General features: G+C 43.0%; 26 protein-coding genes. 16 read left to right on the forward strand and 10 right to left on the reverse strand.

The genetic code is table 11. The features are described 5' to 3' along the window. Positions 1-7: 7 nt before the first annotated feature. Positions 8-1,036, reverse strand: a complete 1,029-nt coding sequence (locus tag IKB69_RS08720; protein WP_290948410.1) for a radical SAM/SPASM domain-containing protein — start codon at positions 1,034-1,036, stop codon at positions 8-10. Between the two features lie 262 nt (positions 1,037-1,298). Between IKB69_RS08720 and IKB69_RS08725 the strand changes: the two genes are divergently transcribed. Continuing rightward, the gene (locus IKB69_RS08725; RefSeq protein WP_290948412.1) at positions 1,299-2,078 is read left to right on the forward strand and encodes a HugZ family heme oxygenase; all 780 of its coding nucleotides are present in this window, start codon (positions 1,299-1,301) and stop codon (positions 2,076-2,078) included. Between the two features lie 184 nt (positions 2,079-2,262). Further along, positions 2,263-2,757 (forward strand): DUF4279 domain-containing protein, encoded by a 495-nt coding sequence (locus IKB69_RS08730; RefSeq protein WP_290948414.1) that lies wholly within the window; start codon positions 2,263-2,265, stop codon positions 2,755-2,757. On the opposite strand, the gene lpxB is transcribed toward IKB69_RS08730, so the two are convergent. The 5 genes from lpxB to IKB69_RS08755 form a co-directional block, all read right to left on the reverse strand. After that, a complete protein-coding gene (gene lpxB, locus IKB69_RS08735) occupies positions 2,749-3,978 on the reverse strand; it encodes a lipid-A-disaccharide synthase (protein ID WP_290948416.1) in 1,230 nt (409 codons plus the stop codon). The genes IKB69_RS08730 and lpxB overlap by 9 nt on opposite strands. Positions 3,979-4,389: 411 nt before the next feature. After that, the gene (locus IKB69_RS08740; protein ID WP_290948418.1) at positions 4,390-5,457 is read right to left on the reverse strand and encodes an Mrp/NBP35 family ATP-binding protein; all 1,068 of its coding nucleotides are present in this window, start codon (positions 5,455-5,457) and stop codon (positions 4,390-4,392) included. A 121-nt stretch (positions 5,458-5,578) separates the two neighbouring features. Continuing rightward, positions 5,579-5,836: a DUF493 domain-containing protein gene (locus tag IKB69_RS08745; protein ID WP_290948420.1), complete on the reverse strand. Its 258-nt coding sequence runs from the start codon at positions 5,834-5,836 to the stop codon at positions 5,579-5,581. Between the two features lie 19 nt (positions 5,837-5,855). Continuing rightward, the gene (locus IKB69_RS08750) at positions 5,856-6,023 is read right to left on the reverse strand and encodes a hypothetical protein (protein ID WP_290948422.1); all 168 of its coding nucleotides are present in this window, start codon (positions 6,021-6,023) and stop codon (positions 5,856-5,858) included. Continuing rightward, positions 5,983-6,480: a hypothetical protein gene (locus IKB69_RS08755; RefSeq protein ID WP_290948424.1), complete on the reverse strand. Its 498-nt coding sequence runs from the start codon at positions 6,478-6,480 to the stop codon at positions 5,983-5,985. Before IKB69_RS08755 ends, IKB69_RS08750 begins: the two co-directional genes overlap by 41 nt. A 152-nt stretch (positions 6,481-6,632) precedes the next feature. On the opposite strand from IKB69_RS08755, the gene IKB69_RS08760 reads away from it, so the two are divergent. Continuing rightward, positions 6,633-7,241 carry an HAD-IB family hydrolase gene (locus tag IKB69_RS08760; RefSeq protein WP_290948426.1) on the forward strand — a complete coding sequence of 203 codons (609 nt, stop codon included), beginning with the start codon at positions 6,633-6,635 and terminating at the stop codon, positions 7,239-7,241. Between the two features lie 91 nt (positions 7,242-7,332). Here IKB69_RS08760 and IKB69_RS08765 read toward each other — a convergent pair whose 3' ends face one another. Beyond that, positions 7,333-8,013: a YceI family protein gene (locus IKB69_RS08765; RefSeq protein WP_290948427.1), complete on the reverse strand. Its 681-nt coding sequence runs from the start codon at positions 8,011-8,013 to the stop codon at positions 7,333-7,335. A 2-nt stretch (positions 8,014-8,015) separates the two neighbouring features. On the opposite strand from IKB69_RS08765, the gene tsaD reads away from it, so the two are divergent. The 4 genes from tsaD (at position 8,016) to IKB69_RS08785 (ending at position 12,674) form a co-directional block, all read left to right on the forward strand. After that, a complete protein-coding gene (tsaD, locus tag IKB69_RS08770) occupies positions 8,016-9,074 on the forward strand; it encodes a tRNA (adenosine(37)-N6)-threonylcarbamoyltransferase complex transferase subunit TsaD (RefSeq protein ID WP_290948429.1) in 1,059 nt (352 codons plus the stop codon). Positions 9,075-9,201: 127 nt separating this feature from the next. After that, positions 9,202-9,972 carry a fumarate reductase cytochrome b subunit gene (locus IKB69_RS08775; RefSeq protein WP_290948431.1) on the forward strand — a complete coding sequence of 257 codons (771 nt, stop codon included), beginning with the start codon at positions 9,202-9,204 and terminating at the stop codon, positions 9,970-9,972. Continuing rightward, entirely contained in the window at positions 9,973-11,943 is a 1,971-nt protein-coding gene (locus IKB69_RS08780) for a fumarate reductase flavoprotein subunit (RefSeq protein WP_290948433.1), read from the forward strand. Beyond that, a complete protein-coding gene (locus IKB69_RS08785) occupies positions 11,943-12,674 on the forward strand; it encodes a fumarate reductase iron-sulfur subunit (protein WP_290948435.1) in 732 nt (243 codons plus the stop codon). The genes IKB69_RS08780 and IKB69_RS08785 overlap by 1 nt, the downstream gene beginning before the upstream one ends. A 209-nt stretch (positions 12,675-12,883) precedes the next feature. On the opposite strand, the gene IKB69_RS08790 is transcribed toward IKB69_RS08785, so the two are convergent. Together IKB69_RS08790 and IKB69_RS08795 are read right to left on the reverse strand one after the other, a co-directional pair. Further along, positions 12,884-14,791 (reverse strand): motility associated factor glycosyltransferase family protein, encoded by a 1,908-nt coding sequence (locus IKB69_RS08790; protein ID WP_290948437.1) that lies wholly within the window; start codon positions 14,789-14,791, stop codon positions 12,884-12,886. Positions 14,792-14,852: 61 nt separating this feature from the next. Further along, positions 14,853-15,869: an FkbM family methyltransferase gene (locus IKB69_RS08795; protein WP_290948439.1), complete on the reverse strand. Its 1,017-nt coding sequence runs from the start codon at positions 15,867-15,869 to the stop codon at positions 14,853-14,855. Positions 15,870-15,977: 108 nt separating this feature from the next. On the opposite strand from IKB69_RS08795, the gene IKB69_RS08800 reads away from it, so the two are divergent. The 9 genes from IKB69_RS08800 (at position 15,978) to IKB69_RS08840 (ending at position 23,416) form a co-directional block, all read left to right on the forward strand. After that, a complete protein-coding gene (locus tag IKB69_RS08800) occupies positions 15,978-16,223 on the forward strand; it encodes a FeoA family protein (RefSeq protein ID WP_290948441.1) in 246 nt (81 codons plus the stop codon). Between the two features lie 52 nt (positions 16,224-16,275). Next, positions 16,276-16,971: an endonuclease III gene (gene nth / locus IKB69_RS08805; protein WP_290948443.1), complete on the forward strand. Its 696-nt coding sequence runs from the start codon at positions 16,276-16,278 to the stop codon at positions 16,969-16,971. Positions 16,972-17,030: 59 nt separating this feature from the next. After that, positions 17,031-17,438: a chemotaxis protein CheX gene (locus tag IKB69_RS08810; protein WP_290948445.1), complete on the forward strand. Its 408-nt coding sequence runs from the start codon at positions 17,031-17,033 to the stop codon at positions 17,436-17,438. Between the two features lie 8 nt (positions 17,439-17,446). After that, the gene (fliN, locus tag IKB69_RS08815) at positions 17,447-17,812 is read left to right on the forward strand and encodes a flagellar motor switch protein FliN (RefSeq protein WP_023929281.1); all 366 of its coding nucleotides are present in this window, start codon (positions 17,447-17,449) and stop codon (positions 17,810-17,812) included. 9 nt (positions 17,813-17,821) lie between these two features. After that, positions 17,822-18,703, forward strand: coding sequence for a hypothetical protein (locus IKB69_RS08820; protein WP_290948448.1), 882 nt, complete (start codon positions 17,822-17,824; stop codon positions 18,701-18,703). Then, positions 18,700-19,527 carry a TonB family protein gene (locus IKB69_RS08825; protein WP_290948450.1) on the forward strand — a complete coding sequence of 276 codons (828 nt, stop codon included), beginning with the start codon at positions 18,700-18,702 and terminating at the stop codon, positions 19,525-19,527. Before IKB69_RS08820 ends, IKB69_RS08825 begins: the two co-directional genes overlap by 4 nt. A gap of 10 nt (positions 19,528-19,537) precedes the next feature. Beyond that, positions 19,538-20,608 (forward strand): dihydroorotase, encoded by a 1,071-nt coding sequence (gene pyrC / locus IKB69_RS08830; protein ID WP_290948452.1) that lies wholly within the window; start codon positions 19,538-19,540, stop codon positions 20,606-20,608. Continuing rightward, complete coding sequence (locus tag IKB69_RS08835) at positions 20,605-21,921, forward strand: glycosyltransferase family 9 protein (RefSeq protein ID WP_290948454.1); 1,317 nt, start codon at positions 20,605-20,607, stop codon at positions 21,919-21,921. Before pyrC ends, IKB69_RS08835 begins: the two co-directional genes overlap by 4 nt. 76 nt (positions 21,922-21,997) lie before the next feature. Next, on the forward strand, positions 21,998-23,416 hold the full coding sequence (locus tag IKB69_RS08840; protein ID WP_290948456.1) for a Do family serine endopeptidase: 1,419 nt from the start codon (positions 21,998-22,000) through the stop codon (positions 23,414-23,416). A gap of 418 nt (positions 23,417-23,834) precedes the next feature. On the opposite strand, the gene IKB69_RS08845 is transcribed toward IKB69_RS08840, so the two are convergent. Continuing rightward, positions 23,835-24,344 (reverse strand): hypothetical protein, encoded by a 510-nt coding sequence (locus IKB69_RS08845; protein WP_290948458.1) that lies wholly within the window; start codon positions 24,342-24,344, stop codon positions 23,835-23,837. Between the last annotated feature and the right edge of the window lie 2 nt (positions 24,345-24,346).

Consider the following 24,346-nt stretch of genomic DNA (forward strand, 5'->3'; position numbering starts at 1 on the left):
GCTAGATTTACCCTAGAGCTAGGAACTGCTCTCTTCTCCTATCACTACAATCCCTGCAAATTCGTCGCACAGCTGCACTACAAGGGTTACTTGTCAAAAGCTCGGCTCGCAAACGCGCAAAAGATGGGCTGAAGAATATTTCAAACATATCCTGCTTGTTGCAATCACCCACGATAAAGTCTCTATGCTCTGCAACATCACTGCGTGTGTGGCAGCAGGGCATCACCAAGCCATTATAATCGACATAGAAATTCATAGCCCCCTGAAAGCAACCAGAATCCACCTTTCTTGTTCGCTTCATTAGCTCTATTGCCCCGCCCCTTGACTGCCCACTTGTTTGTGGATTCCACACGCGATAGTAGATCTCCATATCTTTATAATCAAAGAGCACGCAGTATTGTTGGCTACTATCTTCTACTACTTTGTATGCTAGCCCTAGCTTTTGGCGCATTTTCTCCATCGCTGGGAGTATCACACACTCTTTGTCATAGGACTTTTCTCTCCCATAGTAGTAGGATATAAGCATACTATTAACCCCAGCATTTCTAAGCTCTTCTAGTTTCTGCTTGTTTATATAATCACCATTAGAGAAGATTGTAAATCGTGCCTTTGGTAGCTTCGCCCTAGCTTGACTCACGCGCTTGAGTAGTAGCTCCATATCGGCTAAAGGCTCATTGAATCTATGGAAATTTAGGTCTTTGTCATAGTCAATTTGGGCGAGATTATCAATAAGCTTTACAAACACTTCTTCAGGTAGTTCTACACTCGCACTTTTTCTATCGATACTAGAGTTGGGGCAAAACCAGCAAGTGCGGTTACAAAAGCTAGCGATCTCTATTTCTACAAGCAAGAGATTGTCTTTTAGCACGCGTTTTTGCAGTTCTTTATCAGTGATTGGTGTGCTTAAATGTGTGATTTTATCAATTAGATTTTGGGACTTGTTCGTGTAGAATCCATCGCTGTTTAGGAGATTGTGTAGTCTTGTTTTAAGGCGATTTGGCGTGTGTGCGTAAAGAGATTTGATCATTTGCTTCATCGCTTATCCTTGCATTGTAGCTAGAATCTAAAAATGCGCAGATTACAAAAAAAAAAAAAAATGAGTCAAGGATCTAGGGTAGCTCTTGTGCTTCAAGCTAGATTCTAGGGGGTTTTGGCGGAGAGATTTTAGCTGGAGGTTGGTAGGTGGTGGGGGAATGATAGGGATTCTAGTCTCATTTGTAATAGTTATTATTATTTTTAATAAAAGTCTAAGTTGTAGCAATTTATAATACCTATCATGAATCAATCAAGGAGTGTGAATGGATTTTACAAGTATTATCACACATATGAATGCTCATCATACAAAGGAGCTTATTGGCTTAGTGAAAAAGTTTGGAGGCATAAGTGAGCCTAAAAATGTCGCGCTAGAGTCTGTAGATTTCGAAGGGCTAGATATAGCCTATGTGGGTGGGAGTGTGCGCGTGGAGTTCCCCCAAAAAGCCACACCAGATACGATAAAAAACGCCATCATCTCCCTATGTATGAGCGTGGAGCAAACACACGATTTAACAAGCATTAAGCAAGAGATCGCTGAGTTTGCTAAGGGGTTTGGCTCAGGCGTGCTAGCGAGCCTTAGCCCTAGCGGGGAAGCCTTAGCGACTTACGCGCCTGTTATCCATAGTGAAGGAAGATTTTACATCTATATCAGCGAAGTAGCAGAGCATTATGCAAGTATTCGCGCTAATTCAAGCAATATCGAGCTAATGTTTTTAGAAGATGAAAGTAAGGCACAATCGGTCATATTGCGCAAAAGACTGCGCTACCGCGTGAGTGCGCGCTTTGTGGATAGGGTGAGTGAGGAGTTTGAGAGTGTGTTTGCACGCTTTATAGAGCAAAGTGGTGGAGGCGGGGGGATTAAGAGCATTAAAGCTATGCAGGATTTCCACTTGATTGAGCTTATTACAGGCTCTGGGCGCTATGTTAAGGGATTTGGGCAGGCATATAGCATTGCGAGTAATGGTGAGATTTCCTACCTGGGTGGCTCTGGGAATCCACACAAAATGGGCGCACACGGGCATCCCCCGCACACAGTGCGCTAGTTATTCACAAGCTAAGGGCGTAATAGGGTGGAGTGCGGTGGGTCTCCTTTAGTTGTTGTGATTAGTTTATTGCATATTCTTCCTTGATAATCCCCCTTTTCTCTCTCCTTTTAGGGGGATCTCTCTCAAAGCGTGCAGTGATTTTGGTACAATCCTTATCCCAAAGGTTTAAGGAGATGTATTTATGCAAAAACGCTCATATTGTGTCATTGGCTTAGAGTTGTATATGGAGCAGTTTTGTCCCATTGCTGTGTATGATAGCTTGGGACTTCGCCCAAGTATTTATAAGCACAAAAACGCAGAGTCCATTACACTCTCTTACAGAGAGTGGCGCAGCGAGCTAGCGCGCTACCAAGCAGCACTAGAATCTAGTAAGCTAGATTCTAGTAGGTATAGCGATGAGTCCAAAGATGAGCCAAAAGCGTTTTATAAAATCCACTCAAAAACCATAGCTCCAGCGATGTTCCGCAAAGAGTGTGATCGCTTTGTCGAGCGCATAAGCCATAAACAAAAGGCTTTAGAGAATCTAAAAGAACAACACAATGCCTTTATCGTACTAAAGATCCACTCCTATCTTAATAAAAAAGACACTCTAGCTCTAAACCTATCCCCCAAAGTTTCGCAAGTGTGTGCAAGGCTTGGGATACGGATTGTTATGCAAGTAGAAATTCTAGGCTAAATGCTTTGCAAGTAGTGCTGCTACATTGCGCGCGCTACCATACTTAAGGTAGGCGCGTAGCTTGTAGGCATTCTCAGTGAAGTCTTGCGCGTGGCTTTGGTGGTAGGCGCGTAGGAGATTTTCCACACTCATAGCTCCTTGGATTAGTTCTTGGTGGATTGTGGAGGTACCACAGCCGGGCTTCTCCCCACATAGCGCGTTGTAAAAGATATTTGCTAGTCCGATGTAGCGTAAATGCACAAAGCAGCGCGCGATATAGTAGTCAAGCCACGCGCTTTTATACGCTAGCACAAAAGGTACGCCAAGCAGCGCAGCCTCTAAAGTCGCTGTACCAGAGCAGATGAAAGCAAAGTCTGCTTGCATAAGTGCGGCTTTGGTATTAAAGCATAGGATAAAGTCCTGCAACGCCCCCTTTGTGCAAGGGCTTGTCTCATAAATAGCTTGCAAGTGTGCCATATCGCTAGAATCCTGTGCGAAAGTGCTTGGGATCACAAGGAGCTTGTTTGCACTAGGAAGTTGTTTAGAAACCGCATAAAAGGTGGGGAAAATCCGCCTAATCTCCCCTCGCCTTGAGCCGGGCATAAAGACTATGCAAGTTTTGCGTGGTTGCAAGCTTGTTGTAGGGGCGGCTTTGACATTTGCTCTAGAATCTAGCAGGCTAGATTCTAGCTCATCTAGCAAGGGGTGTCCTACATAGACAAGCTGCCCACTCTCTCTTGCTTGCTTACTATAATACTCCGATTCAAAGGGTAAGATCCCAAGTAGCCTATCGCAGTATCGCTCTAGAATTTTTGCTCGGTAGCTTTTCCACGCCCAAAGCTGAGGGAGAATATAGTAGTAAATTGTTGCGCGTTTGTTTGGAGACTGCATAGCTCTTATGCGCTTGCTTAAGCGAATGTGGAAAGAAGAAGAATCCATAAGCGTAATCACATCAGCTTCTAGTGCAATTGCAGCTAGCTCCCTTTGAGCTCGCCATAAAAATGGTAGCTTCACTGCCACATCGCTAAAGCCCATAATCGAAAAATCCCTTGGGTGATAGCTAGGAGTTAGCTTGATTGCGCCTTGATGAAGCCCAGCAAGCAAGCTGGGGTCAAACACCCCTAAAATCTCTAGCTCGGCTTTAGGTCCTTGCCTAGATTCTAGTAGAGCAAGTAGCTCGCGCACAACTTCTCTGGCGTGGATATTTGCGCTAGATTCTAGCGCACTAAGAAAAAGTCTCATTGATTATAATCCTTGTTTGACATAAGGAAGTATAACAGCTTTTCATAGAAGCGATTCTAGGGCTAGCAAAGATTTTCCACTACAATGTCCGCTTCGCTATTCAAACACAAAGGACATAAATGAGCTTGCAAACATTACTAAAAGACTCTGCGTAATTCTCTCCAGTAAGCCTAAAGCAAGAACCTGCTCTAAGTATCAGTACATACTACTTAAAAACTATGCTAATAAGTGAGATGGGGCTAGGCAGTGGGATTGTCATTATAGATTCTAGTGTGTAATAGATTCTATGGATTGCCACGCCGACAAGTTAGCTTGCAATGATAAGAGGTTAGATACTAACTAGAATCTAGCTTTTTGTGAGCTGTTACAGCAAGTGTGGCAGTCCATAAGAAAGGCGCAAAGTAGATTCTACTAGCGTGGCTGGATAGAGGTATTATCTGCGCGATTATTTTCCAAAAACTCCCATAAATCGTGTGCGGCTTTTCTATAAGCTTTAGCGATACTAGAATCTGGCGCGAAGTACACAATAGGCTTGCCACTATCTCCACCCTCGCGTACTGCTGGATCCAAGGGGATTTTTGCAAGGATTGTAGTGTGGTATTTCTGTGCTAGGGGAAGTGTAGTATCTTTGCCAAAAATATCTTGCTCACTGCCGCAGTTTGCACAAATATGACTGCTCATATTTTCCACAATGCCAGCAATTGGGATTGAGAGCTTTTTAAACATATCTAGTGCGCGCGCACCATCATCAAGGCTTACAAGCTGCGGAGTTGTAACAGCCACCCCAGCACCTACTGGCACACTTTGGGCTATTGATAGCTGCGCATCACCTGTGCCTGGTGGCATATCAAGCACAAGCACATCAAGATCCTGCCACACCACATCGCTAAACATCTGCGTAATAGCACGCATAAGCATAGGACCTCTCCATATAAGACTCTCCCCCTCATCAAAAAGCATTCCCATGCTCATAAGATCTACCCCAAATGCCTGCAAAGGGATAAGTCTCTTCCCACTTGGGTCAAGCTTAGGTTTAACTCCGTGTAAGCCAAACATACGCGGGATATTTGGTCCATAGATATCTGCATCAAGCAACCCTACTTTTTTGCCATCCATTGCTAGAGCTATGGCGAGATTTGTCGCTACGCTTGATTTGCCTACGCCACCCTTGCCTGAGCTTACCATTACAAAATGCTTCGCTTGGGGCAGAAGATTTCTCGCCTGTGGAGTGGCTTTAGATTCTGGTGGGAGATCCGGGGTTTTGATAGTAATAGTGGCTTGGATATTAGCCTTTTGTAAGACATTATCGATCCTATCATAAAGGGCCTTAGCGACATTAGGGTCGCTTGATGGGATCGCTACTACTACTTCTATGCCATTATCAAGCTTGATTTCTTTGACAAACCCATAGCTTACAATGTCCTTTTCAAAATTTGGGTAGAGTACTTGTGATAAAAGCTTTGTGATTGTTGTTTGCATTGGTATCCTTTGGTGATATATGCAAGTAGAATCTAGACACTTAGATTCTAGCTCTAGCCTACTTGTGCGTTATCCGCGCCGTTATGTAAAATATTTTTTATTAAATGTTGCTTAATAGAATCTATAAAACCATTTTAATGGCTTTGTGTGTGCTTAGGCTTTGGTATAGTGCATTTCTCTCTTCTTCGCTCTCTACCTCAACGCTCAAATGCATAGAGACAAATCTCCCCTTGCTTGAGTGGTTTTTCTCATCTAAAGTATAGGGTTTTGTCATAAGCTCGCTTACAATACGCTCTAAACCTTGCTTATCTTCCCCTATGATCCTAAACTCCCATAAGCAGGGGTAATGTATCACTGGACTTCCTTCTATATGTCGCATAGCTTGCTCCTAACACACGCTACGCGCTCATCAAACCGCCGCTAATGTAATTGACCATATGGAGCTTTTGGATAAGCTGGGAGATGAGTGAGCGCATTTCTCGGCTTAGGTTGTCGTTTTTAATCATTGCATTAAAGTCTTGGAAGCTAATGTGTGGAGCCTTCGCGCTTAGAAAATCTACTGCCATCAACATCGCGATTGAGCACGCCATCTGTTTGTAGCTGTTTTGCCATAGATTTAAAGCTATCGACATCAGCAAATCCGTTTTTCACATAGGTTTTGGCGTTCATAGCAGCACTTAGCTCTTTAGATGGCGTGAAAGTGTCTTGGATTCTATGGAGAGAGGCATAAGGATCTTTATAGTTGCTATTCCCACTAGAATCTGTTTCATCAAACCCTTTTATACCTTGCGTTTTATTAAGAGATTTTGCGGGGGCTAGTGCGCTAAGCAAGCCTAGCATAGAATCTTTCTCTATAGTGTTGCGGCTAGATTCTAGCTCTTTGGGACTCTGGCTTGGCTCTGTTTTACTCGCTAGCGTTCGGCTTTCTAAGTCTTGGCTTGCGCGGAGACTGGTGCGCTCTAAGAAAAGCTCCTGTAATGCCTTAGGGTCATTCACGCCACTTGTGCTAGTAATGCTGCTCATTGTCCATCCTTTGCCATTAGTATAGGTATTGTGTAAGCAAAATCTATTCCATATAGTGCTTAAATCTACTAGCACACGAACACTTTGCAAATACGCTAGCATTTGGCTACAATCGCCACTTTCACAAGCATACATAATACAAGGATTATCCGATGAATATTGCATTCTTTGACTTTGATGGCACAATGGCAAAGGGTGATAGCCTACTAGCATTTGTCGCATTTGTGCGTGGCAAAAAAAGACTATATTGGGGACTTATTTCACGATGCTTTATACTCATTGGATATGCGATAGGGCTTATTAGCAATACCAAAGCCAAGCAAGCAGTAATGCGCTATTTCTTTGCCGATATGAGCTATAAGGAGTTTTTGCAAGCGTGCGAGCGATTTTGCTCAGAGCTAGAGAGTCGCCTAAAGCCTGCTGCCCTAGCGCGCCTGCAGTGGCATAAAGATCGAGGCGATATAGTAGTGATGGTAAGTGCTAGCTTTGAAGAATATCTTGCTCCCTTATGCGCTAGGCTTGGTATGGAGTGCATAGGCACAAGGCTCGCGCTAGATTCTAGGGTTTGTGATGAGCAAGCGTGCGAAAGTGTGCTAAGTGGAGAGTTTGCCACACCAAACTGCTATGGAGAGCAAAAGGCAGTGCGCATTAAAGCGCGTTATGATTTAAGTAGCTATGAGGAGATTTACGCCTATGGCGATAGCAAGGGAGATGTGGCAATGCTAGCTCTTGCTACACACGCATTCTATAAGCCATTCTAGCTACCTGCTTTCTCTAGTGACACTTGTATTTAAAAATATTTATAATCAGAGTAAGTAGCGCTAGAATCTACTAGATTCTAGCGGAGAAGAGCTATTGGCTATGAGCTTCAAGCTGAATGCGTAGTAGAATCTCATCGCTTACAAGCGCGTCTTTTGTATCCATACCGATTCCAAAGTCCTTGCGGTTTAGCTTGCCCTCAAGCTTAATAGCGATCGTAAGCTTGTTTTCCTTGCTCATTGGGTTTATTACTGGTCCTTTGATGCTTGCATCAAACACAATTTGCTTGGTAATGTCTCGAATCGTAACATCTGCAACAAGCTTCTTGCCCTTAAGGGATTTCATCTCAAGTGTAGCTTTTGGAAATTTCGCAGAGTCGAAGAAGTCAGGAGCGTTTAGGTGCTTATCTCTAGAGTCGTTTTTGGTATCAATTGATGAGATGAGTACTTCACCTTTAAGGGCTTTTAGGTTCTTGGTCTTTTCATCAAAGTCGATTTCTCCGCTAAAGCGATTAAATGCCCCATCGACATCACTAATCATCATATGGGTAACTTGAAAATTCACCGCAGAATGCGAAGCGTCAATCATATATGGAGCAGCAAAGCTAGTCGAAAAAGCTAGGGCTACAATAGAGCTAGCAAGTAGGATTTTTTTCATAGAAGTGTCCTTGAAATTGTGGATTACACCAGAGGTGCATTTAGATTCTAGCGCGCAAATGTTAATGCTGATTGATTTTTGTATAATGCGGTGTTTTGGAGATATTTCAAGGAGCATTAATGCTACTAAGCATAGAAAGCAGCTGTGATGATAGCTCAATCGCCCTTACAGAGATAGCAAGTGCTAGATTAGTGTTTCACCATAAAATTTCACAAGATAGTGCGCATAGCGTTTATGGAGGTGTTGTGCCAGAGATTGCCTCAAGGCTACATACCAAAGGTTTGCCCCAGATTCTAGCTATGGCGCAAGAATTTTTGGGTGATTTTACACGCCTTAAGGCAGTGGCAATTACCACAGAGCCAGGTCTTTCTGTAAGTCTCATTGAAGGACTAATGATGGCAAAGCTACTTGCTCTACACTTGCATATTCCGCTCATTTCTATTAATCATCTAATCGGGCATTTTTACTCACTTTTTATCAATCAGTGCGAAGTAACTTTCCCTATGAGTGTTTTGCTTGTATCTGGCGGACATACGCAAATTATTGAAGCGCAAAATGCACAAAGATTTTGTGTTATTGCTCAGAGTTTAGATGATAGTTTTGGTGAGAGCTTTGATAAAGTAGCCAAAATGCTTTCCCTTGGCTATCCGGGCGGACCTATCATAGAATCCTACGCGTCCAAGCTCTCGCCCACTACTAAGATTCACTCTCTGCCACTTCCGCTAAAGGATAGGCACGGCTTTAGTTTCTCTGGACTCAAAAATGCCACTAGATTACTCATAGAATCCCTACGCGCACAAAAAGATCACAGCCTAGATTCTCATTTAAGTGAGAGTGATAAGGCGTTAGTATGTGCGTCATTCCAGCAAGCAGCCATAGCCCATATCACCAATCAAGTAGAAAAATACCTAAAGCATAAAAAACACCCAAAAATCCGCCATTTTGCCATCGTAGGCGGAGCAAGTAGTAACGCAGTCTTGCGCGCAGAAATAGCACGCCTTTGCATGCATTTTGAGCTTAGCTTACACTTAGCACCGCTAGAATTTTGCACCGATAATGCTGCGATGATAGGACGCGCAGCAATCCCAGAGTGGGAGATGGGGCGCTTTGCTGATGTTATAGCCCAAGAAGTAAGCCCGCGCAGTAGCACAGAGTATCTACAAGCTACCGATATATAGCTGTTGCTTTACACTCGATCTAGCAAGTATATTGTCACAAACCACACTTTTAGCTACTTTTGCTTATAAATAGATTATAATTACTCACTACCCTAAGAATCTAGGGAGAACACACTAAGGAGATTCAATGCAAGAAGACAAGATCATTGAAAGTTACACAGGTGTAACAAAGGAGAGAAAAAAGAGCAAAATGCCTGCTAGATTAGACTTCTGGCAGAGTGCGACAGGGCTTTTCCTAGCGTTATTTATGCTTGCGCATTTGCTGTTTGTATCAAGCATTTTGATCAGCAAAGAGGCGATGTTTATGGTAACGACATTTTTTGAAGGAAGCTTTATTTTCGGTGATGAGGGCGAGCCAATGCTTGTATCCATTGTCGCTGCTGTGGTTATCGTCGCTTTTGTGGCGCACGCATTTTTAGCACTGCGCAAGTTTCCGGTCAATTATCGTCAATTCATCGCACTAAAAACGCATAAAAAGCTAATGAAACACGGCGATACAAGTTTATGGGCGATACAAGCTGCCACGGGCTTTGCGATGTTTTTCCTAGCTATGCCCCATCTTTTTACTAATCTTGCACAGCCAGAGCACATTGGACCACTTGCTTCATCATTTCGCTTTGTGCATCAGCATTATTGGTTGCTTTACATATTCTTGCTATTTGCTGTGGAGTTACACGGATCTATCGGTCTCTACCGACTATGTATCAAATGGGGTTGGTTTGAAAAGCTTGGCATACAAAATCTTCGTCGCGTTAAGTGGTTATTATCAGTGTTTTGTATCGTGCTTGGACTTTGCTCCTATGCTGCATATATCGAAATCGGTCGAGGACTTGATGCAAGCAAAGGGATAGGGCATTATCGTGCAGTTGATGTAGCCACAAAAGGAAAAGGAGAGTAGATGAAAGTAGTATATTCAGATGCATTGATTATCGGCGGTGGTTTGGCAGGGCTTCGCGCCTCTATTGCAGCACGACAAAAGGGTTTAAACACAATTGTGCTTTCACTTGTGCCTGTTAAGCGTAGCCACTCTGCAGCAGCACAAGGTGGTATGCAGGCAAGTCTTGGAAACTCTAAAATGAGTGATGGTGATAACGAAGACTTACACTTCGCTGACACAGTCAAAGGAAGCGATTGGGGCTGTGATCAAAAGGTAGCGAGAATGTTTGTTACCACTGCGCCTAAGGCGATTAGGGAGCTTGCTGCTTGGGGTGTAGCTTGGACTAGAATCCAAAAGGGTGATCGCACCGCTGTCATCAACGCGCAAAAAACTACCATCACAGAAGAAGACTTTCGCCACGGCTATATCCATTCTCGCGACTTTGGTGGGACGAAAAAGTGGCGCACTTGTTACACCGCTGATGCGACAGGGCACTCTATGCTCTATGCAGTAGCAAATGAAGCATATAAACACGGCGTAGATATACAAGATCGCAAAGAAGCATTACGGCTAATCCACAAAGATGGCATTTGCTATGGAGCTGTTGTACGCGATCTTATTACAGGTGAGCTTGCTGCCTATGTTGCTAAAGGTACGCTTATTGCCACAGGCGGTTATGGTAGAATTTATAAAAATACCACAAATGCTGTAATTTGCGAGGGTATTGGACTTGCCATTGCAATGGAAACAGGTGTGGCAAAGCTTGGCAATATGGAAGCAGTGCAGTTCCACCCAACTCCACTCTTCCCTAGTGGAATCCTACTTACTGAAGGTTGCCGCGGAGATGGTGGGATTTTGCGCGATGTAGATGGCTATCGCTTTATGCCTGATTATGAGCCAGAGAAAAAGGAGCTTGCTAGTCGCGATGTTGTCTCTCGCCGTATGATTCAAAGGATTAGAGAAGGTAAAGGTGTGAAGTCTGCTTATGGTGAGCATTTATGGCTTGATATTTCAATTCTTGGGCGCGAGCATATTGAGCGAAATCTGCGTGATGTGCAAGAGATCTGTCAAGTATTTGCAGGGATTGATCCAGCAGAAAAATGGGCGCCGGTAAAACCTATGCAGCACTACTCTATGGGTGGCATCCGCACAAACTATCAAGGGCACACCGCGCTTGCAGGGCTTTTTGCCGCAGGTGAAGCAGCGTGCTGGGATATGCATGGCTTCAACCGCTTAGGTGGAAACTCTGTGAGCGAGGCGGTTGTCAGTGGTATGATTATTGGAGATTATTTTGCACAGCATTGTGAGCAAGCGAAAATGGATATACAAACTTCAGTGATTGAGCAGTTTGTTGCCAAAGAGCAAGCCTACTTAGAATCACTCATCAATAACAGCGGACACGAAAATGTCTATGAGCTTAAAAACGCAATGAAAGATATTATGGAAGAAGATGTAGGGATTTTCCGTGATGGCAAGGGGCTACAAGATGCTGTTGCTCGCTTGGAAGAAATCTACAAACGCAGCAAAAATATTGGCATCAAAAATAAAAAGCTCCATAACAACCCAGAGCTAGAAGATGCATACCGCGTGCCTAAGATGATTAAGCTAGCACTTTGCGTCGCTCTTGGAGCCCTTAACCGTACAGAATCTAGGGGCGCACATACACGCGAAGACTATCCAAAACGCGATGATGAGAAATGGCTCAAGCGTACGCTTACTTCGTGGGAGAGCGATATGCAAACATTACCCACACTCTCCTATGAAGACCTAGATATTATGTCTATGGAAATCGCACCCGGATTCCGCGGATATGGGGCTAAAGGTATGATCATCGAGAATCCACTCTCTGCTAAACGCCAAGCTGAGATTGACAAAATCACACAGGAAGTGCAAGCGCGTGGTGGCGATCGCTACGAGTTGCAGCAAGCTCTTATGGACTTTGACCTACAGCCTAAGTATAAAGAGAAAAACCAACGACTAGGAGACAAATAATGGAAGCACAAGGAAGAACACTCACCATCCGCGCCTTGAAGTTTGACCCACATAGTGCGGTGTCTAAGCCACATTTCGCGGAATACAAAATCCAAGAAACAGATTCTATGACGATTTTTATCGCGCTAAATCTTATCCGAGAGAATCAGGACCCAGACCTAAGCTTTGACTTCGTCTGCCGTGCTGGGATTTGCGGTAGCTGCTCAATGATGATCAATGGTCGTCCAAGGCTTGCTTGTCGCACACTTACCAAGGACTTCCCGGAGACAATCACGCTTATGCCATTGCCCGCTTTTAAGCTCATCAAAGATTTGAGTGTGAATACAGGTGAGTGGTTTGCCGGTATGACTAAGCGCGTGGAGAGTTGGGTGCATAGTAATGAAGAAACAGATATTTCCAAGCTTGAAAAGCCCATCGACCCACAAGAAGCGCAAGATGTTTTCGAGCTGGATCGTTGCATTGAGTGTGGGTGTTGTATAGCAAGCTGTGCGACTAAACTTATGCGTGAGGATTTTATCGGTGCAGCCGGTATGAATAGAATTGTACGCTTTATGATCGATTCTCATGACAAGCGCACAAATGAAGACTTCTATGAGCTAGTGGGCAATGATGATGGCGTGTTTGGCTGTATGAGCCTTATTGCTTGCCACGATACCTGTCCTAAAAATCTTCCACTTCAAAGTAAAATTGCCTATCTACGCCGTAAAATGGTAGCTGTAGGCGCGAAGTAATTCTCTGCCTTTGCTTCGTGCAAAGGTGCTCCACTACAACCTTACTTAGATTTCTGTCCTACTGTATTATATATGGAGTCAGCTTTAGCAAATACAATATTTAGTATTTTTATGTGATTAGAATCTACTTTTTGCGTATTTGTGTAGATTGCCTTGTCTATGCCTTGTATGGCAGGGGAAGCTAGAATCTAGTTTGTCAAAAGTGGATTCTAGCTTTTTGCTAGGGCGAGATCTTGTTTGCTCCACTTTTCAAGGGCTTTTTGCGTTGTGTGGATCACACAGTCAATCCCACCAGCAAGAGAGAAAAGCCAATATTTATGGTAATAGAGCCATTGTAGTTGCTTAGCTTTCATCTCTTCTTCATTGGCAGTATAAAGTACGAGTACTTTAGCGATATCTAGCTCTTGATGGAAGATATAGGATTGTATAGCGTCCATAAAATAGCTAGTAAATTTTCGATCATTAAAGAGCTGTTTAATGCTATCGATTCTATCGCTTAGGTTATCGAGTTTGGTGAAGTTGATTTTCTCAAGTTTATTTTGAGTATTTAGCTTTTCTACATACTCTAGCTCTTTGGCAAGCTGCAAGAATACGCGCTCAATTTTGCGTTTTTGTGCGCTGCCATATTTGATGATGTCTTGCGCTTTTTTGTAAGCTTTTTTGATGTGTTTTTCACTTTGTTTAGGGGGGACTTGCGGGAGAGAGATTGGGGATTTTTTCTGCGCTTTTTGCACGATAGATTCTACTATTTGTTTAAAAGGCAGCTCCTTTGTGCCTACAATGCGTGCGCCACCCTCTGTAGCATTGATAACTTCCATATTAGGCGATGTTCTAGCAATGTCTTTTTCAAAAAAGTGTAAAAATAGCTTCCAAATCTTGCTTGTCTCTATCTCGCCTTCTCCACCATAGCGCGGGACAAATATGCCCTCTTTTTTGTATTGGACTTCTTGTGTGCCATAAATGGCATCTTTAGAATGCGAGCTACCATCATCGCCAAAAGCCAAATCTTGCCCGATAAATATGCATTGTTTAAATTGTGCCAGCATCGCTAGCTCATATGCCATATTTGCTGCACTCATTCCTACACCTAAATACCCATAATCATCAAAACCAAAGAGACTTGTATAGCCAAAAGGGCGGAAGCTAAACTGCACACTCGACCCCTTTAGTGCTAGCTTAGTTTGCTTATGTACGATTGAAGTAAGTGCGAAAATCACGCCTTTTTGCGCTTGCTTAGGTGTATCGGTGTAGAATTTGGCACTCTCTTGCACACGCTCCAAACTTAGGACAATATCTGGCTTAATACCGTGCTTTGTTAGGATTGGGAAGCTGGCATCTACACAGAGTAGCACCGCATAGGGGGCGACTTGCTTTAGTAAGGGCAGCTGCTTATGTAAGCTAGGACCTGTGGAGATGATAATCGCGCTATTTCTATCCTTTAGGGCTAGCACGAGATCTTTTAGGCTTGGAGTGCGCAAGGCATCTGGGAGATTGACGATATGGTTATAAATCCCTATGACAGAATCTTTAGCATCATTGCCTACACTAACGACTGCTTGCTCAATCGCTTTAATAAAATAGCCATTTATGCGCAAAATATCATCGTGATAGCTTTCATAATATGGGCAAGTCACGAGCAAGTCATAAGTCTTTACAAACACACGCGAATATTTATTGCTATCAAAGAGAGAATCCACCCCCATATAGCCGATTTGCTTTGTGTAGATAATCACTAGCTCCTTATTGGCGAGCTCCTTAGAAAAATCAAGTAAATTTAGTACGATAAAAATAATCTCAAGCTCTGGCTCAAAGACCACTATGCGCTGTCTTTGTGGATTAAATAGCAAGCGTATAAGCACGCCACTACCCAAGCCATAGAGATATAAAAATGGATAGTAAGAATAGTTATTGAGCTGAGAGTTTCTCTCCATAATCTCATCAATAGGCCTTGTAAGATAGAGAGCTTTGGTATTTTTGGTATCGATGATATTGTAATTAACTGGATCACTATCCATAAAGACCTCGTAGTTTTGATTAGGGGCAAAAGATTTTAGTGCTAGATAAAGCAGGGGGTCTACTTTAGATAGGGCGACTAGATTGGTATCAAAATGCGACATAGGACTCCTTTATCAATGTTTGCTTAAAATCATTGTAGCATTTGTCACCCTTTAAGCAATTTTAAATCCACTCCCTAGCCTGTGTGTTTTGCTTGGTGTAGAGTTGCAAATATTCTTGCAGGTTAAAGGCACTTTGGCTTGGGATTGCTAGCACATCGTAGTAGTAGATTTGGCTAGAGTCTTTTGTATAATCCATAAGCAAGGCTAGATTCTGCTTGTCGTCACTTGGTAAAGTACAAAGCAGTGTGCCAAAGTTATCAAAAATTGCAAGTTTCAAATAGCCTAGTTCTCTAAGAAGCGTAAAAATCGATAAAGGAGATTCTGCTTGCTCGAGCAAATGTGTGTAGCTCCACTCAAAGTAAATGATTGGCGCATAAGTTTTGATTGTAGCTATCGCACCACGAAGCACCTTAAAATCAAAGCCATCGGTATCGATTTTGATGAAATTTGGAGAGAAGCTGGACTTTTGGATTATGGTATCTAGTGTATAAATGGGTGATTGGCTAGAGCTGGCAATGAGCTTACCACTACCATCTTGCAAGCTCATTGCATAATTCTCACAGGAGTCTTTATCCCCTAAAAAAGTCGTGCAAATATGGAAGAGTTTATAGTCCCCCCCCCCCCAATCACTAGTTGTCCAAGTTATCATACACTCTAGATTTTGTGCGCTTGTGTGCTGGCAAAGTGGGCGAGAGAGATTTGCGCGGAGATTGGTAGGGATAAGATCGGCGTAAGTTTGCTCACCTTCTATAAGCAGATAGGAAGCACCATCCACTTGAGAAAATATCGCCGTATCACCAATATTTGCGCCTACATCAACCATAGCAAGCCTGCCATCTTTAGCGCAAATATATTGCGCGAGAGTTTGTAGGCGCATATCGTAAAATGGATAGAGCTTTTGATTAAGAAAAATTGTGTGGGAAGAGGGCATAGTAAGTGTATAGCCCCTAAAAGTGGTGGTAATAAGCGGATCACAAAGCCGCAGCAAAACCCTGCGTAAGCGCAGCAAGATTCTGTAATAAAGCTTGCTTGATGTGGCTAAAGCCTGCTGGTAGAGAAACTGACTTAAAAACTTCATAAAGACTCCTTGTATTAAGTTCAAGCACGAATGGCGTGCTAGCGATTGTAACACAAGCATAGAGTAAAAGTGCTATAATAATATACATTATCATTAATAAGGATAGAAATGAAGCTTGATACCTGTGAGTATAATCGTAGCTACAAAGTTACAGCAATCAATTTAGAAGACATCGTGGCAAGAGAGCGTCTAGCATCGCTTGGGATTGTTATTGGAGCGGGCATTACAAGCCTACAAACTTCAGCTAAGAAAGCAACAATCTCTGTGCAAGTGCATCAAACAATCATCGCCTTGCGTAGTGAAGAAGCAAGGTGGATAGAAGTCGAGCCTATTGTAGATTCTACCAGAATCTAGTCGCACTTTAAGTCCATTTATACCATTATCTAAATCGTTTGGAAGGATTTTAATGCCGCCTAGTAAGTCTCGCATAAAGCAAGCCCCAGCCAAGCAAGCCGCGCGCTCCAAATTCCCCAAAAGAAGCAAGGCACAAATCGCCACGATTAAAGCGCGCTTTTTGACCCATTATCCACAGGCAAAGACAGAGCTAATCTATCGCGATATTTATGAGTTACTTGTGTGCGTAATGCTCTCTGCCCAATGCACTGATAAGCGCGTAAATCTTGTAACGCCAGCTTTATTTTTGCGCTATCCTAGCGTGCAAGCATTAGCACAAGCCAATGTTGAAGAAGTCAAGGAGTTAATTAAAAGCATTTCTTTTTTCAATAACAAAGCCAAGCATTTATGCCAAATGGCAAAACAGGTACTTGAGCAATTTGGAGGAGAAATTCCAACCACACAAGCAGAGCTAAAGTCATTAGCAGGCGTTGGGCAAAAGACTGCTAATGTTGTGTTACTAGAATACTGCCAAGCCAATGTTATGGCAGTGGATACCCATGTATTCCGAGTTTCTCATCGCTTAGCCCTAAGCAATGCTAAAACCCCAGAGAAAACCGAGCAGGACCTAGAAAAAGCGTTTGTAACAGATTTATCTGCACTGCATCAAGCATTTGTGCTTTTTGGACGCTATGTATGCAAGGCATTAAAGCCACAGTGTACGCACTGCTTCGTGCAGGAGTTTTGCCTAAAGGGCGATAAAGCATAGGTGCAAAGCCGTAAAATTACGCTACAATACAAAGAAATCAACAAAGGTGAGTTTTGGTTATGGAAGTGATTAAGGAAAGTTTTTTTGAAGTGATTAAAGGCTCTATTAGTGTGAGGCCAGAGGAGTCGATCATTCCTTTGAAAAAGGGCTATTTAACTTCGATTGAGATGATTGGTAGAGAGACAAATGTGCTACTTGTGTTTAATAAACCATTTTTGAAAACGATGTGCTTTAATTTTCTTGGTGATAAGAATCCAAGCAATGACGCGCTAGAAGATATGGCGCGAGAGCTAGCAAATCTCACCGTGGGGCACGCTAAGGTCATCGCTCAAGAGCGTAAGATCAATTTCAATATCTCTACACCAGAGTTTTTAGGAGTCCGCGTGATAAAAGACTATGACCAAGGAGCCCACTTTCGTCTAAAAGGCTCTGGGCATTGCAGTATTTTTCTACGAAGTAGTAGATAGGGGATTTTATGGCGGATAAACCAAGCTCCATACTCGATAAGCAAAAAGCACATACACAAGAAGAGATCGAGCTTGCATCTTATCTTGAAGATATGATGGAGAATTATGGTGGCTTGCTTGATATGGGTGTGGTCTTTACAGCGGAACTAGGTTCTTCTAAAATCCCTTTAGCAGAGATTTTGAAGTTTGAGAAAGGCTCGATTATCGACTTGCAAAAGCCAGCTGGAGAGAGCATTGATGTCTTTGTCAATGGCAGGATTATCGGCAAAGGCGAAGTGATGGTCTATGAGCGATCGCTTGCTATTCGCTTAAATGAGATTTTAGATTCTAATGCGATTGTGTATTACATCGCGCGTACCAACCCCTATGACTAGCCTATATCAATGAAAAAGCCAAGTGTCCAATACGCATTTGCTATGCTTGTAGTAGTTGTGCATATTTGTAGTGCCGCTACACTGAAGCAGATCCAAGCCTACCCCGAGCAAGATAAGCTTGATGTGTTGTTGTTGCTAGATTCTGCTTTTAGTGGCGAGGTGGGGACAGCAAGCGTGCCGGGGGATAAAATAGCGCAAAAGATGACAATGATTTCACAGGTTACAAGTGCTAGAAAGTGGAGCGAGAGTTTTCAAATTTCACCGATTAAAAAGCTAGAAATTATCCCAAATGGTGGGAATCTCTACCTAAGTGTAGAATCACGCAAACGCTACTATGTCAAGCCAAGTATTTCAAAGGATAAAAATACCTTGCGCCTAAGCTTTTTCCCAGCGGATTCTGGGATTGTGGATTCTCTACTACAAACTCCCACTATGCTAAAGCCAGCGTCTATGGCTGAAGTGTTTCAAAAGGACCAAAGCATACCTGAAGAATCTAGCTTAAAGGAGTCTCCAATCGTCGCATTTAGCGATAATCTAAAGTCGCATGACATAGATATGGGCAAGTATTGGTATATCATTGCAGGGCTTGTTGGTACCCTTATGATTTTGCTCTATGTGCGTAAGCAGGTGCGCAAATCATCTGGGCTTAATGACTCGCTTAAGATTGTCTCCCAAAGTCAAATCGACCCTAAAAATAAAGTCATCATTATTGAGACAAAAGAGTATTTTTATATGGTGCTTTTAGGAGAGAATGACAACTTGCTACTTGACAAAATCCCGCGACAAGATATGGACAATCTCCAAGATCAGTCAAGATTTCAGCTCCAAAAAATCGGCGATGACAAAGCATTTGATGAGAAGTTTTGGAATACACTCAAAAATGCGAAATGATGAATCTTCCCCCTGCTTATAAATCGCTCATCTCGCTTGATAAGCAGGCTAATACGCGTTTTTATATAAGCTTGCTTATCGCATTAAGCGTGCATTTGTTTGTGTTTTTTATCGGCTGGTGGCTCTATATACACTTTTTCAAAACTCCAAAGCTTCACAAAATCAACACAGAAAATCTACTTATCCTAAAGCGTGGCAGCAGTCTTGATAAAAGCGCGAACACACCGGGCGCACCTTCTCCTACCACAGCGAGCAAAAATACCAACCTCAGCATACCAAGAGAGTTAAACCCGCTGCAAACTCCGCAAAGTAGCTCTCCGCAAAGCCCCAAAGATATTTCTAAAGCAAAGCCTCTAGATTCTAGCGTGCCTTTGCCCAAAGCAGTGTATGATCCTAGAAACTTGCAGCTTTTCTCCCCAGCTACACAGGATGAGCAAGGTGGGCAAGCTTTAGGGCAAGATAAGGGGCTTGATCGTCAAACAAGACGCGATATTGATAAGCTTTATGGTGATGAGTGGGGGGATTTGGGTAGTGCGGAGAGAGATTTTATCACTAGTAATTTGCGCGAAATTGCTAGAATCACGCAACGCTATCTCACTTACCCAAATACTGCGGCGTATTTGAATCAATCAGGCGAGAATGCGATAGAGTTTTATCTTCTGCCAAATGGTGATATTCAAGGACTAAAGCTACTTCTTAGCTCTGGCTTTGTGCTCTTAGATAAAAATTCACAAAAGACCATAGAAATCGCTTATAAGGACTACCCGCATCCCAAGCAGCGCACACTAATCCGCTTTCATATCACTTACACCATTTATCGTTAAGGAGCTAGCTATGCAAATCACACTAAAAAACCCCCTTGACATGCACTTGCATTTACGCGATGGAGTGATGCTTGATGTTGTTGCACCCTTTAGTGCGAAAAGCTTTGTAGCAGCAGTGATAATGCCAAATCTAACGCCCCCCATAGACTCCCTAGAATCCGCTAAAGCCTATAAGCGAGCGATTGTAGATTCTATCCGTAGCTATGCCAAAGCACATAAACAGCCATTAGAATCCCTAGTCTTTGAGCCATTATGCGCGCTCTATATTACAGACTCCCTAACGCCAAAAGTCCTAGAATCCTGCGCAAATAGTGGCTTTAAACTCCTAAAACTCTATCCCAAAGGCACTACTACAAATAGCGATAGTGGCATAGCGCAAATTATGGATAGCAAAATGCGCGCACTTTTTAGCGTAGCGCAAGATCGAGGTATGATCCTTTGTATCCACGGGGAGAGTGGAGGCTTTGTGCTGGAGCGAGAGATGGAGTTTGGAGTGGTGCTTAGAGAGCTAGCCACAAGTTTCCCTAGGCTAAAAATCATCATCGAACATTTAAGCGATCATCGCACAATTCCACTTTTGGAGGAGTATAGTAATCTCTATGCGACTTTGACTTTGCATCACATCACTCTAGATCTTAGTGATGTTGCAGGAGGAATGCTCTGCCATCATCACTTCTGTAAGCCTGTGCTAAAAACACCCAAAGACAAGCAGGCGTTGTTAGAGCTTGCCTTAAATGCACATAAAAAGGTCAGCTTTGGCTCAGACTCTGCACCCCATAGCCTAGAATCTAAACAAAAAGGCGCAGCAGGGATTTTTAGCGCACCAGCTCTTTTGCCTCAGCTAGCAGAGTTATTTGATAAGCATAATGCCCTGCATAATCTCCAAGCCTTTGTTAGTGATAATGCGATGAGAATCTATGAGCTTACTTACTGGGTGGAGGCGGCAAAATCGTGGGAGAAGAGTCCAAAGCTCATCACTCTAGAGAAGTCTCCTTCTCAAATCCCAGAATCTATCTCCTGTTTAGATTCTAGCCTAACGCCTTTGCGCGCGGGAGAGATGATTGCTTGGAGAGAAGTGTGAGTGGCTCTAAAAAGTCTATTCGCATAGGGATTGTGCGGCTTTCATCATTTGGCGATGTTGTGGTGTCTGCTAGCTTGCTTATGGATTTTTATCACGCATTGCAGCAGCATTATGATGAGGTTTGCATCGAGTGGTTTGTAGATACGCGCTTCGCAGGACTGCTAGAGCATCACTATGCCATTACTACCTTGCACGCCCTACCTATCAAGCGCCTTAAATCACTCCGCGCTATTAAGGAGCTTTGGTGTTTCTTGCGCGCTTTAGGGGGCTTTGATATAGTGCTTGATTTGCAAGGGTTAATCAAGTCTGCCCTTGTGGGGTGCGCGTTAGATTCTAGAAGGTTTGTGGGCTTTAGCTTTGACTCGGCACGCGAGAGGGTGGCAAGTGTGTTTTATAGTGAGCGCGTGAAAATCGCGTATGATAGTAATATATTAGCCCGTAATGTCGCAATTTACCAACAAGCTCTTAGGGGTTCAGCTTTTGGGCTAGAGTCTGGGACTTCTTCACCGCGCTGTGTCAATAGACTTCAAGTTTTATTGTCCTTGTGTGGTTTGAAAAACTCCAATTCTAGCTTAAAAATCTTAGAATCCCAAAATAGCTTTGATAGGCAGCCACAATTCCTAGAATCCACTTTTGAAACTTGCGAACAAAAATCACAACGAGCGGATTTTGGTAAAAATGCAGCCCGCAGTCTACAGCAAGATACAAGTTTGCAGCTAGTTTGCAAAAAGCCAATGTCAAAAGCACAAAGTGGCTTTGGTTGGGATACCAAGCAAGCTCTATTCCTACTAGATTCTAGTACGCAACAAGTAGTACTAGATTCTAGTGCCTATCGCGTGCTATTTGTCCTAGAAGCCTCTATCCCTCAAAAGACCTACCCTATAGGACAGTATGCAAAACTTGCTCTTTTAATGCAGCAAGCAAGCAAGCAAGCAATCACATTTTGTCTCATTTATCACGAGCATAAAGATCAAGCCCTATGTCTACGCGCTATGCTAGAGGCAAGCGGACTTGGCGTATGTGTTTTCCCACCACTTGACTTTAATGCCCTAAAGTATATCTTAAGCCAAATGCACTGCGTAATTGGTGGTGATACAGGGCTTACACACTTGGCGTGGGCTCTTAAAAGCGCGCAAGTTATCACTCTGCTTGGTAATCTACAAACAAGTAGGGGTAAAAATATGCGCGACACAAAGCTTTCTCGCGTGCTTTTGGGCAATCCTTATGTGCTAAGTCAAAGTGGAAGCTTTGAGATCGCTTCTATCCCGCCAGAATCTATCTGCCGCACTTGGCTAGATTCTAGGGCTATGTAGGCGTAGGTTAATGAGCATTTAATCTGTAGCTCTATAATCGTACCTAAATTTGATCTACAACTTTTAAGGAGTTTTTATGCGATTGTTTTTCTATGTGCTGGCGCCTTTGCTAGTTTCTATGTGTTATGCTTATGAAATCAAGCAAGTTCCAGCGATTTCTAAGCGGATCAATCCTGTTGGTGAGCCAAACTCTGTGTATTCCTATCACGATACAATCGCTACTGCCACACAAGCAGTAGTCAATATCTCCACGCAGAAAAAAATCGCCACAAATCTTAATCCAATGTTTAGCGATCCGTTTTTCCAGCAGTTTTTTGGCGATATGTATAGCCAAATCCCTAAAGATCGAGTCGAACGATCGCTTGGAAGTGGGGTTATCATCTCTTCTGATGGCTATATCATCACCAATGATCATGTCATTGATGGCGCGGATAAAATCATTGTAACAATTCCCAATGATCCTAATGAATACATTGCCACACTTGTAGGCAGCGATAAAGAAGGCGATATTGCTGTAATCCGCATTAGTAAAAATAATTTGCCTTTTATCAAGTTTGGTGATAGCCAAGATGTCAAAATCGGGGATATTGTCTTTGCCATTGGAAATCCATTTGGCGTGGGGGAGAGCGTTACACAAGGGATTGTTTCTGCGACTAATAAAAATATCCAAGTCAATACTTATGAAAACTTTATCCAAACAGATGCTTCTATTAACCCGGGGAATTCTGGAGGCGCACTCGTAGATTCTAGGGGTGCGCTTATTGGGATGAATACGGCTATTCTCTCGCGCTCTGGTGGAAACCATGGTATAGGCTTTGCGATCCCAGCAAATATGGTGCGCGAAGTGGCAGACTCACTTGTTAAAAGTGGGAAAATCGCGCGTGGGTATTTAGGGGTAGGCACGCAAGATATAAGCCAAGATTTGCGCAATAATTATGGCGAGCAAAAGGGTGCAGTGGTTATTAGTATCGATCCAAAATCACCGGCTAAAAATGCAGGGCTACTTGTGTGGGATTTGATTACTGCTGTTGATGGTAAGCCTGTTAAAAATGCTGCTGATTTGCGTAACCGCATAGGCTCTATCAAGCCCAATCAAAAAATCACCCTAACAATCTTGCGCGATGGCAAAATGCAAAATATCAGCATAACGCTAGCAGAGCGCAAAGATGCCAGGGCTATGCAAGATGAGAAACTGCCAGAGAGTGCCACAGAATCTAGTGCGCTCAAAGGTATGCGCATAGAGCCACTCACTCCACAAATCCGCCAGCGATATAACATACCAAATGATATACAAGGTGTGGTTGTTACTAATATTATAGAAAATTCCAAAGCTCAAGAAGCAGGCTTCGCACAAGGCGATATTATTGCTCAAGTAGAAGAAATCGCCATTAAAGATACAAGTGACTTCGCCCGCGCGCTTAATAAATACAAAGACAAAAACAAGCGATTTTTGGTGTATTCCAGCCGAGGCATTAAAACAATCGTAGCCAAATAGCTTAAATCTAGCACTTTATGCCAAGTGCTTTGTGGTGCTCGTGTTTATAGATTCTAGCGACTAGATTTATTGTGCTAGTTGCGCAGTGGCTATGCTTTCGCGCACAAATTTTTTGCATATCGATGTGGTTTTGCTGCAAATTATGTATCAATGGGCAATTTGTTTTTTTTGATTTCTATCGTGCTACTTAGTGAAAAATACTTAATAATCTCAGTATTATCGCTGGTGTCTTGCACGCAGTGGCTTTGCCATCGGTATATAAATATAATTGGGGTATTAGAAGGAAATGGATGTTTGTGGTTGAAGTCAATTGCAGTTGTAGCCACCATCATAAATTGGGGTTTGCAAGGTGATGTCATAGCGAGATTAAAAGCTCTTTATTGATACTTTTCACTGGTTTTTCATAGAAGTGCCCATATTAAGGATTTTGTGCAAGGCTAGAATCTATTCTTGTGTATGTTTGGTTGTGATAGCGCATTTGCCAGACTCGAGATAGGAGGGACTCTAGCGCATTTTGTGGGACTGTGGACTTAGTCTGTGCTATTATGAGATATGGCACTTGGTAGCGATATGAAGCAATGTTGTATGGTGTTGTTTTAGCATAGCTTGTGTGATTTGTGTAAGGGTGGTGCTTGCTTGCATACAGGACTTTGACTCTGAGATACGCAGGCGTTAGATACTCATATATTGAGATACTTATGAGCTTTTGGATATGGAGATCGGAGGAGCAGATGCTATTAAGGCGTATGCTACGAGTATTGGCAGAATCCACTATATAGGTGTGCAAGCGTGTGCTAAACGATGAGATTTTGTGTAAGTTTATGGGTATCGTGGCATTGATAATGTCGCCAATGTCCTTTTGTGGCAAGAGACTTGCTAGATTCTGGGTGATGAGTTTAGGGCTTGTTAGCTTGCCTTGTTCAATCACAG

Source organism: Helicobacter sp., from assembly GCF_017502485.1.
Taxonomy (GTDB): Bacteria; Campylobacterota; Campylobacteria; order Campylobacterales; family Helicobacteraceae; genus Helicobacter_B.

Excerpts from the sequence above, each read along its gene's own strand:
- IKB69_RS08720 (WP_290948410.1), bottom strand. The coding sequence starts at position 1,036 with ATGAAGCAAATGATCAAATCTCTTTACGCACACACGCCAAATCGCCTT.
- IKB69_RS08725 (WP_290948412.1), top strand. The coding sequence starts at position 1,299 with ATGGATTTTACAAGTATTATCACACATATGAATGCTCATCATACAAAG.
- IKB69_RS08730 (WP_290948414.1), top strand. The coding sequence starts at position 2,263 with ATGCAAAAACGCTCATATTGTGTCATTGGCTTAGAGTTGTATATGGAG.
- lpxB (WP_290948416.1), bottom strand. The coding sequence starts at position 3,978 with ATGAGACTTTTTCTTAGTGCGCTAGAATCTAGCGCAAATATCCACGCC.
- IKB69_RS08740 (WP_290948418.1), bottom strand. The coding sequence starts at position 5,457 with ATGCAAACAACAATCACAAAGCTTTTATCACAAGTACTCTACCCAAAT.
- IKB69_RS08745 (WP_290948420.1), bottom strand. The coding sequence starts at position 5,836 with ATGCGACATATAGAAGGAAGTCCAGTGATACATTACCCCTGCTTATGG.
- IKB69_RS08750 (WP_290948422.1), bottom strand. The coding sequence starts at position 6,023 with ATGGCAGTAGATTTTCTAAGCGCGAAGGCTCCACACATTAGCTTCCAA.
- IKB69_RS08755 (WP_290948424.1), bottom strand. The coding sequence starts at position 6,480 with ATGAGCAGCATTACTAGCACAAGTGGCGTGAATGACCCTAAGGCATTA.
- IKB69_RS08760 (WP_290948426.1), top strand. The coding sequence starts at position 6,633 with ATGAATATTGCATTCTTTGACTTTGATGGCACAATGGCAAAGGGTGAT.
- IKB69_RS08765 (WP_290948427.1), bottom strand. The coding sequence starts at position 8,013 with ATGCTCCTTGAAATATCTCCAAAACACCGCATTATACAAAAATCAATC.
- tsaD (WP_290948429.1), top strand. The coding sequence starts at position 8,016 with ATGCTACTAAGCATAGAAAGCAGCTGTGATGATAGCTCAATCGCCCTT.
- IKB69_RS08775 (WP_290948431.1), top strand. The coding sequence starts at position 9,202 with ATGCAAGAAGACAAGATCATTGAAAGTTACACAGGTGTAACAAAGGAG.
- IKB69_RS08780 (WP_290948433.1), top strand. The coding sequence starts at position 9,973 with ATGAAAGTAGTATATTCAGATGCATTGATTATCGGCGGTGGTTTGGCA.
- IKB69_RS08785 (WP_290948435.1), top strand. The coding sequence starts at position 11,943 with ATGGAAGCACAAGGAAGAACACTCACCATCCGCGCCTTGAAGTTTGAC.
- IKB69_RS08790 (WP_290948437.1), bottom strand. The coding sequence starts at position 14,791 with ATGTCGCATTTTGATACCAATCTAGTCGCCCTATCTAAAGTAGACCCC.
- IKB69_RS08795 (WP_290948439.1), bottom strand. The coding sequence starts at position 15,869 with ATGAAGTTTTTAAGTCAGTTTCTCTACCAGCAGGCTTTAGCCACATCA.
- IKB69_RS08800 (WP_290948441.1), top strand. The coding sequence starts at position 15,978 with ATGAAGCTTGATACCTGTGAGTATAATCGTAGCTACAAAGTTACAGCA.
- nth (WP_290948443.1), top strand. The coding sequence starts at position 16,276 with ATGCCGCCTAGTAAGTCTCGCATAAAGCAAGCCCCAGCCAAGCAAGCC.
- IKB69_RS08810 (WP_290948445.1), top strand. The coding sequence starts at position 17,031 with ATGGAAGTGATTAAGGAAAGTTTTTTTGAAGTGATTAAAGGCTCTATT.
- fliN (WP_023929281.1), top strand. The coding sequence starts at position 17,447 with ATGGCGGATAAACCAAGCTCCATACTCGATAAGCAAAAAGCACATACA.
- IKB69_RS08820 (WP_290948448.1), top strand. The coding sequence starts at position 17,822 with ATGAAAAAGCCAAGTGTCCAATACGCATTTGCTATGCTTGTAGTAGTT.
- IKB69_RS08825 (WP_290948450.1), top strand. The coding sequence starts at position 18,700 with ATGATGAATCTTCCCCCTGCTTATAAATCGCTCATCTCGCTTGATAAG.
- pyrC (WP_290948452.1), top strand. The coding sequence starts at position 19,538 with ATGCAAATCACACTAAAAAACCCCCTTGACATGCACTTGCATTTACGC.
- IKB69_RS08840 (WP_290948456.1), top strand. The coding sequence starts at position 21,998 with ATGCGATTGTTTTTCTATGTGCTGGCGCCTTTGCTAGTTTCTATGTGT.